Origin of the sequence: Alkalibacillus salilacus (genome assembly GCF_030812915.1) — a bacterium.
Taxonomy (GTDB): Bacteria; Bacillota; Bacilli; order Bacillales; family Alkalibacillaceae; genus Alkalibacillus; species Alkalibacillus salilacus.
In genome coordinates this window covers 140635-154812 of record NZ_JAUSTQ010000006.1, presented here as the reverse complement: position 1 = coordinate 154812, position 14178 = coordinate 140635, and the positions used below count along the sequence as shown (strand labels likewise).

14 protein-coding genes are annotated in these 14178 nt (G+C 37.4%); 3 read left to right on the top strand and 11 right to left on the bottom strand.

Going from position 1 to position 14178, the window contains the following annotated elements:
* Positions 1-540: 540 nt before the first annotated feature.
* Positions 541-1422, bottom strand: a complete 882-nt coding sequence (locus tag J2S77_RS09045; RefSeq protein ID WP_306976628.1) for a nucleotidyltransferase-like protein — start codon at positions 1420-1422, stop codon at positions 541-543.
* 185 nt (positions 1423-1607) lie between these two features.
* On the opposite strand from J2S77_RS09045, the gene J2S77_RS09040 reads away from it, so the two are divergent.
* A complete protein-coding gene (locus tag J2S77_RS09040) occupies positions 1608-1976 on the top strand; it encodes a YgzB family protein (RefSeq protein WP_167261566.1) in 369 nt (122 codons plus the stop codon).
* A gap of 79 nt (positions 1977-2055) precedes the next feature.
* Here the strand turns inward: J2S77_RS09040 and perR are convergent, their stop codons facing one another.
* From perR to J2S77_RS09015, 5 genes are all read right to left on the bottom strand, one after another.
* Entirely contained in the window at positions 2056-2499 is a 444-nt protein-coding gene (gene perR, locus J2S77_RS09035) for a peroxide-responsive transcriptional repressor PerR (RefSeq protein WP_167261568.1), read from the bottom strand.
* A 102-nt stretch (positions 2500-2601) separates the two neighbouring features.
* Positions 2602-3159, bottom strand: a complete 558-nt coding sequence (locus tag J2S77_RS09030) for a cob(I)yrinic acid a,c-diamide adenosyltransferase (RefSeq protein WP_306976624.1) — start codon at positions 3157-3159, stop codon at positions 2602-2604.
* A 1-nt stretch (position 3160) separates the two neighbouring features.
* Complete coding sequence (locus tag J2S77_RS09025; RefSeq protein ID WP_306976622.1) at positions 3161-4114, bottom strand: D-2-hydroxyacid dehydrogenase; 954 nt, start codon at positions 4112-4114, stop codon at positions 3161-3163.
* 62 nt (positions 4115-4176) lie between these two features.
* Positions 4177-4647, bottom strand: coding sequence for a thioredoxin-dependent thiol peroxidase (gene bcp / locus J2S77_RS09020; RefSeq protein ID WP_306976620.1), 471 nt, complete (start codon positions 4645-4647; stop codon positions 4177-4179).
* A 104-nt stretch (positions 4648-4751) separates the two neighbouring features.
* The gene (locus J2S77_RS09015; protein WP_306976618.1) at positions 4752-5141 is read right to left on the bottom strand and encodes a potassium channel family protein; all 390 of its coding nucleotides are present in this window, start codon (positions 5139-5141) and stop codon (positions 4752-4754) included.
* 118 nt (positions 5142-5259) lie between these two features.
* Here J2S77_RS09015 and J2S77_RS09010 point away from each other — a divergent pair, with 118 nt between their 5' ends.
* Positions 5260-6561 (top strand): glutamate-1-semialdehyde 2,1-aminomutase, encoded by a 1302-nt coding sequence (locus J2S77_RS09010; protein ID WP_306976616.1) that lies wholly within the window; start codon positions 5260-5262, stop codon positions 6559-6561.
* A 355-nt stretch (positions 6562-6916) separates the two neighbouring features.
* Positions 6917-7960 carry an FUSC family protein gene (locus J2S77_RS09005; protein ID WP_306976614.1) on the top strand — a complete coding sequence of 348 codons (1044 nt, stop codon included), beginning with the start codon at positions 6917-6919 and terminating at the stop codon, positions 7958-7960.
* A gap of 133 nt (positions 7961-8093) precedes the next feature.
* Here J2S77_RS09005 and J2S77_RS09000 read toward each other — a convergent pair whose 3' ends face one another.
* The 5 genes from J2S77_RS09000 to ntdP all read right to left on the bottom strand — a co-directional run bounded on the left by J2S77_RS09000 (position 8094) and on the right by ntdP (position 14074).
* Entirely contained in the window at positions 8094-9320 is a 1227-nt protein-coding gene (locus J2S77_RS09000) for a DUF4129 domain-containing protein (RefSeq protein WP_306976612.1), read from the bottom strand.
* The gene (locus tag J2S77_RS08995; RefSeq protein ID WP_306976610.1) at positions 9313-10512 is read right to left on the bottom strand and encodes a DUF58 domain-containing protein; all 1200 of its coding nucleotides are present in this window, start codon (positions 10510-10512) and stop codon (positions 9313-9315) included. Before J2S77_RS08995 ends, J2S77_RS09000 begins: the two co-directional genes overlap by 8 nt.
* Complete coding sequence (locus J2S77_RS08990; protein WP_306976608.1) at positions 10509-11462, bottom strand: AAA family ATPase; 954 nt, start codon at positions 11460-11462, stop codon at positions 10509-10511. Before J2S77_RS08990 ends, J2S77_RS08995 begins: the two co-directional genes overlap by 4 nt.
* A 227-nt stretch (positions 11463-11689) precedes the next feature.
* The gene (locus J2S77_RS08985) at positions 11690-13456 is read right to left on the bottom strand and encodes an ABC transporter ATP-binding protein (protein WP_306976606.1); all 1767 of its coding nucleotides are present in this window, start codon (positions 13454-13456) and stop codon (positions 11690-11692) included.
* Between the two features lie 87 nt (positions 13457-13543).
* Positions 13544-14074 carry a nucleoside tri-diphosphate phosphatase gene (ntdP, locus tag J2S77_RS08980; RefSeq protein ID WP_306976604.1) on the bottom strand — a complete coding sequence of 177 codons (531 nt, stop codon included), beginning with the start codon at positions 14072-14074 and terminating at the stop codon, positions 13544-13546.
* Positions 14075-14178: the final 104 nt, after the last annotated feature.

Genomic DNA, 14178 nt, shown 5'->3' with positions numbered 1-14178 from the left:
AGCGTTCGTCCTGAGCCAGGATCAAACTCTCCATTTAAAGTGTTTGATTTGGCTTATTGTTTCTTTAATTTCGTCTCCGCTTTCTTCCTATTAAGCATAAGAAGAAAAACGAATTGACGACAGGCTATTTTGTTTAGTTTTCAAGGTTCGATGTGTGTCGCGTTCGAAAGCGACAATGACTAATATACCAAGTTAAAAACCGAAAGTCAACAACTTTTTATTAATCTTTTTAATCGATTGTTTAAATCGATTTGGCTCTCAAAAAGCGACAATGATTAATATACCAACTAATAACTTTAACAGTCAATAGTTTTTTTAATCAAATTATTTCGCTTCTCTTTAAAAAGCGACTTTTTTAATGTACCAACTAAAAAATGAATAGTCAATACATAATCGCAACTAACAACTGAGAATAATTAATTCGAAATATCATTCGGTTGTTAATGCGACGTTTATTAATATAGCACGGGGTTTCACCTACCGTCAATAACTTTATTCATACTTCTTCAATATCATTATTTTCGAAAAACTCACCCTTTATTAATCACCGTTTTCTGCCACATGATAACAACGGTGATATACTTGTTTTCCTTTTGTCTCAAGTAAGTGAGTTTCGACAATGCCTTTTTCAACTAAGTATTCTAATAAAATAGATAAATCCAAAGCATAATGATTAACCTCAGGATGTAATTTTAAATCACCAAAAGTCCATGGTTCATTACTTTCACTCATGATATCTAATAAATGCTTTACACTCTGTTCTGCTCTTGAGTGAATCGCAAAGTCGCTCGCCAGGATCATAAGTTGTATCCGTTTTTCTACTGGTTCATCGCCATCTATTAGTTCTCTATACAATTTGTAAACTTCAGGATCAATACGTTGAACTTGGTTCCACACCATATTTTCAGGATGAAAGCCTTTTTCAATAACGGTTAAGCGTGCCAAATAGTGAAGGGACCGAATCATTAAACTATTGGCATCTAAATAATGTTTTATCTCAAATAGTTCCTTACATTCACGATATGAGCGAACAAGTTTAGCAAATTCAATGACTTTTCGAAGTTTACGACTTTGTTCAGGAAAGTCGCGTAACATCATCTTCAAATCAGCAACATAGTCATTGCGATCATAGATAATAGATCCTTTCGTCAGCCATTCAACAATTTTTCGATACCCACTTGTATCAATCCATTCATGTAATAATGATTCTGAAACAATATGCATGGCAGCTTTTTGCTGATCATTAAATTCATAATGCTTCACATACCATGGATCTTGCGCTTCTTTTACAATAACCAGTAAGATACAATCAAATTGGTCTGTAACTGAAAGATAACTATCATTTTTTTGAAGCTTTAATATTCCTAAAGTATTAGCATGGCTAGCTCGTTCTTGATAAATAGGGCGTAAAACATTTTCCATCCTCTGCTCCTCCTCGAATTTCCTTGTATACTTTAATTCGACAAAACCAAGCAAATTCCTTGTTCATTCACAGATGTGTCAAAAAATAATGCTATACTTCTATTATATGAAAACTTACAATATGAAAAGAATCACCATTTCATTTATAATAGGAATAAATATGACTCGGTGAAGGAGTGAAAGGCGTGGCTTTAAAATATAGTAATAAGATCAACAAGATACGATCAATTGCATTAGGACTAGTTTTTGCTGGCATGATTATCATGTATATTGGATTGTTTTTCCGCGAGACCGAATGGCTTATGCTTTCATTTATGATATTAGGTGTACTTGCAATCGGTTTGAGTACCGTTATTTATTTCTGGATTGGGATGCTTTCAACACGAGCTGTTCCAGTCGAATGTCCATCATGTGGTAAGCAAACGAAAATGTTAGGGCGCGTTGATGCTTGCATGTTTTGTAAAGAACCACTCACATTGGATAAAGACCTTGAAGGTAAAGAATTTGATGAAAAATATAATTCTAAACAGTATCAAAAAGAACAGGAGAGCTGAAATCAATACAGCTCTCCTGTTCTTTTTAGACACAAAAAAAGTCGGTCTATTCTCATAGACCGACTAAAATCCTTACTATTTAGTGACTCACTTCCGCCTGGCATGCATCACATGTTCCGTAAACTTCCATACGGTGATCCGTCACATTGAAGCCAGTCACTTGTTCAGCTAACTGTTCGACCTCGTCTAAAGACGGATAATGGAAGTCTTCAATCTTTCCACATGAGTTACAAATAATATGATAATGGTCTGACATATTGCAATCAAACCGACTAGATGAATCGCCGTAAGTTAATTCACGAACTAAACCAATATCTAAAAAGACACGTAAATTATTATAAACCGTTGCAACACTCATGTTAGGAAATTTACTTTCAAGTGCTTTATAAATCTCATCCGCAGTTGGATGGTTCATCGAATGCATGAGATATTCCAGCACTGCATGACGTTGTGGCGTAATCCGCACACCTGATGATTTTAATGTTGTTAATGCTTCTTGCATTCTTTCTTCAGTCACCGTCATGCACCTCTCTTTCCAACAAAATAATATTATTACTTTAGAATTCTTATAATTAGTGTAAAACGGTCGGTTTGTATTTGTCAATTTAATCGTCTTTTGACTAGCTTAAACATCCGTTTTAAGTGGTAATTCTTCTCCACCTAATGCTTGGTTAACATATCGAGCTGCTACGAATAGGAAATCTGATAATCGGTTTAAATATTGAACCACTAGTTGATTCTCTAACTCATCTTCTAATGAAACGACAACTCTTTCTGCTCTTCTAACAATTGTACGAGCCGAATGTAGGGCTGCTGCGCTCGGATGGCCTGAAGGTAAAATAAAATTATTAAGTGGTTCTAGAGCTTGATCCCACTCATCAATTTGTTTTTCAAGAACGTCAATATGCTCCTGCTTAAGCTGCCACATAACCTCTTTACCTTTTGGTGTTGCAAGCTCAGCTCCAACATGGAAAAGAATTGTTTGTACTTGATGTAATGCATCAATCACACCTTCTCGACCTTCAAACGATGCTTCAGTCAAATGACTTCTCGCAATCCCAACCATTGAGTTGGCCTCATCACAAGTACCATAAGCTTCTACACGAATATCATACTTCTTAACCCGTTTACCATAAATTAATGACGTCTCACCTTTATCCCCTGATCTTGTATAAATACGCATCTTAATACCCCCTGTCTGGATCAATCACGTTCTCTACAAGTTGACCCGATTCTAAATATGACTTCAAATTCGTTTCAAAAATATCAAAAGCACGTGGTTGATAATGTCTTGAAATTCCTGATAAGTGAGGTGTAACCGTGCATTGTTCTAAATCCCAAAGCGGTGACTGATCATCTAAAGGCTCTTCCTCAAAAACATCTAATACGGCATGGTAGAAATCCCCACCTTTTAGTGACTGAACAATGGCAGTTTCATTAACTGTTTGGCCACGCCCCATATTTAAAAAGATAGCTGTTTCTTTCATCACACTAAATTCTTCTGAATCAAAGTAATGATGCGTTTCTTCTGTTGCAGGTAATATACCAATTACATAATCCGCTTCAGGCAAGTAGTCACGCAACGATTCATTTGGATGGCACTCATCAAAATGATCCTTCAACTGACCACTTTGTGATATTCCTATTGTTTTCATACGGAAAGCTTGGGCTAATCTTGCAACTTCCTGACCAATTGCTCCTGTTCCTACAATTAACATCGTTCCACCAGTGATTTCTGTCATTTTCACAGAACGGTCCCACTTATGTTCTTCTTCAAGGTCAATTAGTGTTTTCGCTTTTCGACTCACCTGTAAGAGCATGGCAATGACATATTCCGCCATTGGAATAGCGTGAATTCCTCGAGCGTTAGTAACCTTAATTCCTTGTGCTTCGATTTGATCAAATGGCATTTTGTCCAAGCCAGCTGAAATCACCATGATCCAAGACAAACGCTGAGCTTTTTTAATATCATCTGTAGTTAAATCCTCACCGTATGTGATCAGCACATCCGCTTCAGATAAATGCGGTGTTGCTTCATCAATTGATTCTTGCCAATTAAAATAAACACCAGGAAACTCTTCTTCGAAATGCGTTTTAATACTCGATTTCACTTTACATGTCGTTAGTACATTCACCATCGTTCTCTCCTTATGTAGAACAGAAGGAACAACTATCTAAGCTGTTCCTTCCTCTGGTTGATTTAAGTTAAGTTTTCTTCAATATATTGCATAGCTTCTTCTACGTGGTTTTTAACACGTACTTTGCGCCATTCATTAACGATATTTCCTTCTGGGTCAATGATAAATGTTGACCGTTCAATTCCATAATATTCTTTGCCAAAGTTTTTCTTAAGCTTGTATACATCATATTTCTTAGCGACTTCATGTTGCTCGTCTGATAACAAAATAAATGGTAAGTCATGTTTTTGAATAAATTTCTCATGACGGTCTAGTGGGTCAGGACTCACACCTAGAATGACTGTGTTTAAATTTTGAAAGTGTTCATAACGATCGCGGAAATCACACGCTTCTGTCGTGCAACCCGGTGTCATATCTTTCGGATAAAAATATAACACAACATTCTTTCCTCTAAAATCTGATAACGAGACTTGTTCACCATGACTGGCTGGCAAGGTAAAATCAGGTGCTGACTGACCAACCTCTGCTGACATCTTTTCATTCCTCCTACAAGAACTTTTACTTTTAGATTACCGAATAATTTGGCTCATGACAAATCAAATTCATGATTTTCTCGATTTTTTCACATTTCTACTCACTAACGAAACAACTTATAAAAGAAAGCTGCCGGTAACAAAAAACCAATAAATGCTTCAACTAGAGCAATCACTCTTCCAATTCCAACTGGTGTAATATCCCCGTATCCAATTGTCATCAGGGTGACACCACTGAAATAAATCGCGTGAAAAAAACGTTCAATGACTGAACCCACTTGTAACAATTCTCCTTGTAATAAGGTATACCCGATTTCAGCCAAACTAAAATAGATTAAAGCAAAACCAAGCATTAAAATAACATACATCGCAATAAATGCAGAAAATAATTCACGAGAAAATGACCCACGCACATCTTGATAATAGCGTGAAAACGTATATAAACTACTTGATAAAATAGTCATGACAAGAACTAATGTAACGAGATGAATCATTCACACCTCTCTTTACGTTTGGCTTAATTATTCATATGATACAAAAGGACAAACCATGAAACGATACACGGTTTATATGATAAAATACTTATAGAATATGAAAGTTGGAGGCACTAAAATGAATCGAGCAACATCAGAACAATTATACCAGGAAGCAGAAGATTTAATCGTCGGAGGTGTTAACTCACCATCTAGAGCATTCAAAGGAGTTGGTGGAGGTACACCTGTTTTTATGGATCATGGTAAAGGCGCCCATTTCACCGATGTGGATGGGAATCATTATATTGACTATTTAGGAGCTTATGGCCCGATTATCACAGGACACGCTCATCCCCATATCACTGGAGCGATTAAAACTGCTGCAGAAAATGGTGTCTTATATGGCACACCAACAAAACTCGAAAACCAATTTGCTCGCATGTTAACCCATGCTATTCCGTCATTAGAGAAAGTCAGATTCGTGAACTCAGGTACTGAAGCAGTCATGACTACTATTCGAGTTGCTAGAGCGTATACAAATCGCCGTAAAATCATTAAATTTTCTGGTTGCTATCACGGCCACTCTGATCTTGTATTAGTCGCTGCTGGCTCAGGCCCCTCTACGTTAGGAAGCCCGGATTCAGCTGGCGTGACCCGTAATATTGCTGAAGAAGTCATTACGGTTCCCTTCAATGAAACGGAATCTCTAAAACAAGCACTCGAAACGTATGGTGATGATATTGCAGCTGTACTAATTGAACCGATTGTAGGAAATTTCGGCTTAGTTGAACCGAAACCCGGATTTTTAGAATCAGTTAAAGCATTAACACATGATAATGGTAGCTTGTTAATTTTTGATGAAGTCATCTCGGCATTTCGTTTTCATTATGGTAGTGCGCAAGAAATCACAGGTGTAGAAGCCGATATGACAGCTATGGGTAAAATTATCGGTGGTGGCTTACCAATCGGAGCATATGGTGGTCGAGTCGATATCATGGAACAAGTAGCGCCACTTGGCCCAGCCTATCAAGCTGGTACCATGTCAGGAAATCCAGCGTCTATGGCCGCAGGAATTGCTTGCTTAGAAGTCTTACAACAAGACGGCGTTTATGACGAAATGGACAGACTCGGTGAAAAACTCGAAAAAGGTATTTTAAAACATGCCGAATCGTATGGACTTCCAGTAAAAATCAATCGTCTCAAAGGTATGCTAACGGTCTATTTTTCTGAGCACGACGTCACGAATTACGATGAAGCTGAAGCAACGAACGGTAAACAGTTTGCAGAGTTTTTCCATCTGATGCTTGAAGAAGGCATTAACCTCGCTCCATCTAAATTTGAAGCCTGGTTCTTAACAACAGCTCACACTGAAGATGATATTGATCAAACCTTAGAAGCTGTCGAGAACTCATTTAAACAAATGGCTCAGAAAACCGTTTAGATCTTAGGAAAAATTATTATGAGTTTTCATTAAAATTAGTGCAAATTCATAAAAGTTAAAAACTCACAATTCAACAACGGACATTATATATGAATTTAAAAAATATTCAAAAAACGGTTGTTATTTGATCTTAATATGCTAAAATATAGATAATTCGGAATTTTTGGATTACCCCTTATCTAAGGAACATGATGTTATGAAACTCCCTTCCTTTCTGGTTTTACCAGATTTCAGCTCCCGGTATATGTTGCGGGGGCTCTTTTTTTGTTATGATAGATTTATCTTCTCAGCACATACAATACAATATTAAACTTTAACCGCATATTAACTCATAGTTAGAAAGGAAGATTAAATCATGCGCGTGGGTGCAAGAGCGTTTAAGACAGGTGTTGCTACAGCAGTTGCATTTTATGTATCTTTAGCCTTTGGTTTAGAGAACGGCCTGTTTGCAGCGGCTATCGCTGCCGTTTCATCCATACAACCATCCATCTACCGTTCTGTCCAAACGATTGTTGAACAAATTCAAGCCAATATTCTCGGTGTCGCATTAGGTATTATTCTTGTTTTAACAGTTGGAAATGAACCGTTTATTATTGGCTTTGCAATCGTAACTGTGATCGCGATTTGTATTCAATTACGGATGAAAGAAGACACGACCTTCATCGCAATCATCGCAGTTATTGCGATTATGGATACAACACAAATGCCTTTCTTTGAATTCGCAGGTGTGCGTTTCAGTTCAATCTCAATTGGAATTCTGTCTGCATTCTTAGTTAACCTAGCATTTTTACCGCCAAAGTACGAAACCAAACTATTTGAAGATATCAATCATACGACGTCCGATATTTTACAGTGGATTCGTGTTACGACACGTCACTTATCTGATCAACCCGCTCTTAAAAAGGAAATTGACCGCCTAGGGTCTGATTTATCCCATGTTGATCAGACTTATAATTTATTTTTAGAAGAGCGAACATATTCACGAAAACGCTGGTACGAGCGCGCTCGGAAACTTGTATTATTTCGACAGTTAATTCATACTTCGAATAAATCCTTTCAAGTACTAAACACCTTACATCGTATGGATGATGATATTGAGAACATCCCTAGAGAAATTAACCAACAAGTCATTGAAGAAGTCGACAAGACATTACACACACATGAAAAACTGATCCTTATGTATTTAGGGCGAATTCGCAAAAAGGAAACTGATCCATTAGAGAAAATATCAGAGCCAGATATTCCGGCACTCGTCAATCAACTTCTAACAGTTTATGAAGATGATGACGAAGACCGCTTGAAGCTATTACCCCTAGCCTCTACTCTAATGGATTATCATCACGAATTACTGCATCTGAAACGATTATTGAGTAGTTACCAGAATAGTTCACATAACTAAATAACTATACAACAAAAAGTAAACCGCTTAACCAACAGCCTTTTAAAGTGTTGGTTAAGCGGTTTTTATGTGAATTCAGACTATCTAGTTTAGTTATAAGATAATCGGGTTAATTAATAAAGTTAATGTCACTTTAATTTTCATCGATCAACCGTTGTTTCATTGTCCCCTTTAAATCTTCAAGCTTTTGCTTGAAGTGTTTAAAATCTCCCTCAACAGCCTGAACATCACCATAGCGAACTTGTTCATAAACACGAATAGTCGCATAGTCGATTTCTTGGGCTATGCCTAACCGTTTCAACCACTCATATGTGGTTTCAAATTGATATCGGCCTAGGTCCTGTTTAGCTGCCCATTTTTCTAAATCAAAATAAGCTCGACGAATCTCATGTTCAGGTGGCGTCATTTTTTCTTTACGTTTAAACCATTTGCGCTGATTTATTTTTTCTTTGTCAACTTGCTCATCATATTGATGCCTGATTTGATCTTGATGCGCCAATAATTTCTGGCGATACATAAAATATCCTATGATCGCAGCCACGAATATTGCCCCAATGACAACATAAGTCAAATAATCAAAGATTAACTCAGCGACGGAAGTATCCCGATCAGATTCCATTTCGCCAAATTCAGTGGCTGGCTCGCCACTATTTTCATTTTCAACTTCAGGAGGTTCGATATTAAGACCTCCTACAAAGTTGAGTAACGGGCTTGCAAGCCACGAGAAAGCATATAATGCCCAGTAAATAATCGCATTAATGACATATTTAATATATGGAAACAAGGTATAACTTAACCAAGTCAAACCACCCAACGTTCCTAAACTCGCTAAAATGACCAACAACTGCTTCTTCGTTGACTCGCTCCTTGTTTGTTCATCACGCATGTAAAAGTAACCTAAGCGACCTGCTAACCAGACGAATACTTGCACAACAAACAAACCTAAATAATAAGCCGAAAAGCCATCTGATGCTGAGGCTTGTACCATATAGGCTACAATCGCTAATAAAAATGTGATAACTAACACAACTGCTTCATTATCCTGATCAGGTTTTATGTAACGGTTTTCCATACGGATGGTTAAAAAAACAGCTAATATAGTCGCCAATATAATATGAAAACCAAACATAAAACTGATCGTAAACAAAATCGGAAATGCCGCATAAACCGCTTTATGACCGCCCATTTTATTTAAAACAACAGCGCATAATGGTGCAATCACAAGTGCTATAATTAAAAATTCGATTAATGGCGGGTAAATTTGTCGAGCGATATAGTTGTAGGCTAACACCAACCATAATGGAAATAGTTCTAATACATATTGATACCACCGTAAATATTTCAAGGAGAAATCAGCCATGCATAGCCACCTCCCCTTGGTACGTCTTATGAATACCTTCTTCGTTTAAGAAGTATAGTGCAGAGCCTTTTCTTTCAAGTCGTTTTAGATTAGCCAGTTGAGATGCTTTAACATGACCAACATGAATGATATAGGCAGGTGGTGATTCATGTTTATCTACAAAATGTAGCAACCGTTCATACTTAGCCGTGAATGTCAGTAACTTCAAACGAGCTAAAAGTTCAAGTGACCGTTGATAATGCTTCTGCCCTTCTCCTTCAAGTAAGTGCATAAAAGGAATTTGATCAATGGATGAAACATTAACAAATAATCGATAAGGAATCTGATGCGTTGTCGCGTAATGCATCATATAAGCTGTCTTTTCGAGTAGTTGCTCAATGTTTTCATGAACACCACGACCATATTCATCATGTATATTGACTAGAAAACACCAAGAAATTTGGCTTGCTTTCTCGAAGTCTTTGGTTTGAAGATTCCCTTCCTTAGCAGATGCTTTCCAATGAATTCGATTAAACGCATCGCCTGATTCATAGTCTCTTGTACCAACTGGCAAAGTATGATCATCAAACAAGGAATGATTCGCGCGATGATAACCCATCCGCTTCGGTGCCATTAAATCGATATTGGCAACAGCCGACTTTTTAGGATACACGATAATTTCCTGTTTAAATCTCGTTAGACTTCGCATAAAGATTGAGCCAAACCCAAACATATTAGGTGCTTTGATCTCTACATGATGAATTCTTGCAACGCCACGTTTTTCCGTCGAATACGGAATTTTAAATGTTCGCTTTTCCCAGAACATCAGATTGAAAGCCTGATGAAAAGTTGTCGCGTACCGTCTACGAACATGACGTCCTCCTTCAAAATGAACAATATCATCCATTTCAACGATCAACATAGCGTTAAAAAGAGGTAATATACCTTTCTGTTCAATCGTGACCTCTAATTCTCCTTGATCACCCTGATAATGCCTAATATTAGCACGAGGAAATTCGATGCTTAAATAATCGTCGACATGTTTTTCATAAAATACGCTCATCCCATATAGCAACATAACTAAAATAGCTAACATCACAAGCATATACATTTGTTCGAAACTAATAAAAAAAGCGGCAAATAATATAAACGTCCCAATCAAGACAAGTGTTGGGAATGTTTTGTTATCTTGCGAGTACTTTTGAAATGTCATGACGATGTAACTCCATATTCAGCTGGTACTTCAACTGTTTCTAACGCTTCACGTAACACCTCATCCTGTGACTTTAAGGTCGCACCATCTAAACTTAAAACTAAACGGTGCGGTAACACATAAGGTGCCATCATTTTGACATCATCAGGTGTGACATAATTTCGACCTTGGATGACCGCACGACCTTGTGCAGCATGCATAAATGCTAAGGTTCCACGCGGGCTCACCCCGACGTCGATATCTTGATGCTCGCGTGTCGCACGAACAATTGAGAGAATATACGCTTCAACATCTTCAGAAACGTGAATGGCTTTCACTTCTTCTTGAAACTGCGTTAACATATCCTTTGTTAAAATCGCCTGTAACGTATCAAGAGGATTCGACTCTTTATGCTCACGCATCATCCGTTTTTCATCCGAAAACGAAGGATAACCTAAATCCAATTTCATAAAGAAGCGGTCCATTTGTGCTTCCGGTAAATCAAATGTCCCTTGTTGTGATTCAACGGGGTTTTGCGTAGCGATTACGATAAACGGCTGTGGAATATTAACCGTTTCACCATCAATCGTCACTTGCTTTTCTTCCATTACTTCAAGTAAAGAAGATTGCGTACGCGGTGTAGCACGGTTAATCTCATCAGCTAAGAGTACATTTGTTAAGACAGGTCCTACACGCATTTCAAACTGCTGATCTTTCGGATTAAAATATTGAATACCTGTCACATCTGATGGTAAGACATCTGGCGTGAACTGAATTCGTTGAAAATCGCCTTCAACCGATTTCGCTAGGGCTTTTGCAAGCATCGTTTTACCAGTACCAGGTACACTTTCTAAGAGCACATGCCCTTGATTTAAAAACGCGTTCATTAATAACTCAATTGTCTCATCTTTACCCATGATTACTTGACCAATTTGTTCTTTAATTTTATGTATCTCTTGTTCAATTGCCATCATGAACCCTCCCTGTCACAATCATCATATTTTTCAGACTTATTTTATTACAAAAATACTTTAACATAAATATGGCTATGAATCATCATTCAGTAGTCAATTAATCCTAATTTTTCTAAATATTAAACTTTGATCGGAGGTTAGTTAACTAACTTATAGTACGCTCTTTACGTATGATGAGTATTTAAAAAACCTGACTATAACAATATATAGTCAGGTCCTTCTGATCAAACATGATTCACTTCATGCTGGTCTAATTCTTGTACAGTAAATAAATTATAATATAAACCTCGCTGCTGCATTAACTCTTCGTGTGTTCCTTCTTCTTTAATCTCTCCATCATTCATTAAGATAATACGATCGGCGTGTGTGATGGTTGATAAACGGTGCGCAACAACAAAGGTTGTCCGACTATCAGATAATGTTGCCATCGCTTCTTGAATCAAGTGTTCACTTTCTAAATCAAGCGCAGAAGTTGCTTCATCTAAAATTAATAATGGAGGATTTTTCAAGAAGACACGTGCAATAGCGACACGTTGCTTTTGACCGCCAGACAATTTCACTCCGCGTTCACCAACCAATGTATTATAGCCATTTGGAAATTCCATGATAAACTCATGCGCATTGGCAGCTTTAGCCGCTTGAATAACCTCTTCATTTGTCGCATCTGGATTGCCCATACGGATATTCATTTCAATCGAATCACTGAATAAGATACTATCTTGTAAAACCATTCCGATTTTATCGCGCAGAGAACGAGCTTGAAGATCGCGAACATCATAACCATCGATTTTAACCGCACCATTGACCACATCATAAAAACGAGGAATCAAACTAACAAGCGTTGACTTACCGCCTCCACTCATTCCTACAAGTGCAACGGTTTCACCTTTCTTAACCGATAAATCGACATTTTTGAGGACTAACTCCTCTTCATCATCATACTTAAACGACACATTTTCAAACGTGACATCACCGTGAACCGATTCCAATTTTTTAGCGTTTGGCCGGTCGACAATATCATATTCCTCATCCATAAACTCAAAGACACGATCCATTGAAGCGTGTGCTTGTGTGAGTTGAGTCATGCTATTCACTAAACGACGCAGTGGATTATATACACGTTGCATATACTGAACAAATGCCACCATAACACCAATTGTTACAGGGCCTGCTAACACAAAATAACCGCCTAAAGCTAAAACAACTAATGGCGCTAAATCCGTAATTGTATGAGTGACGGCATATGACTTGGCGTTCCAGTTGGTAAATCGTAGCGCTCGGTCTAAATACTTTCCGTTATGTTCGTCAAATTCATTTTGAGCATGATCCTCTAAGGCAAAGCCGCGAATAACTGGCATACCCTGCACACGTTCATGTAAGTGTCCTTGTACTTCAGCTAACGCTTGTGAACGATCACGGGTTAACTCTCGTAGTCTAGAATAAAAATATTTCACTGAAAAACCATATACCGGGAATAACACAATAGCTGTAAGTGTTAATAGTGGATCAAGATACGTCATAATACCAAGTGCAATTAATATCGTCGCCATATCAAGCCAAATATTCATCAGACCTGTCACAACAAAAGTTTTGGTCTGCTCTACATCATGGATGACGCGTGAAATAATTTCACCTGTTTTAGTTTTCGAATAGAATTTCAAACTTAAACGTTGTATATGATCGAATAAATGATCACGAATATCATATAAAATTTTACTACTCACATACTGAGCCAAATATTGTCGGAAATATTCAATTGGTGGTCGTAGAACTAAAAAGACAAAGAAAGCAATCCCCATGATCCAAACCAATTTGTCTATTTGCTCAGCTGTTGTTAAATCATCTGCACGTAAAATATCATCAATAACATACATCGTGATCAGCGGCATAATTAAAGGTATACCAAACTTTAAAATACCGACTAATATGGTTAACGCTATTTTCCATTTATAAGGCTTTACAAACTGCAAATAACGTTTAATACTATCCAATTTCTTGTCACCTTCTTTCGCTGCCTAACAAATAAAAGACACTTGTCAAAGGACAAGCGTTCTACGTTACGATTGTTATTTCATTGATTACTTGTAATTTCTACGGTAATAATCATACCATTTTTCCACAAACGACGCATCGAAAGGCCCTTTTCGTCCTTGTACCCATTGTTCTAAAATCCGTAATTGTTTATACAAGATTTGTTGTAAAACATCAGGATAATTCATTTTCTTCCGATGGATATCAAATTCATCTTCATCTAAAATCTTATAAGAGCCATCAGCAAACACTTTAATATCTAAATCATAATCAATATATTTCAACGCTTCATGATCGACCACATATGGCGAACTGATATTACAATAATAATAAATGCCATCTTGGCGCATCATGGAAATGATATTAAACCAATAGTCTGTTGTGAAATAGGTTATGGCAGGTTCACGCGTTCGCCACGTACGACCATCACTTTCAGTTACTTTCACGCGATCGTTGCCACCGATTAAGGTTGTTTCATCGCTATGTAAAACGATTGTTTTTTCCCAAACACGGTGCAATGAGCCGTTATGTTTATAGCTGCGAATTTCGATTTCATCTCCGTCTTCAGGAATCATCATCGGTAACCCTTCCTTCTTTATTTACTTTCACTGACAACGTCATTCCAATATCGACATTGTACCATATCAATCGACTGAATTCGATTAAGTTGCGTGAAAATAAA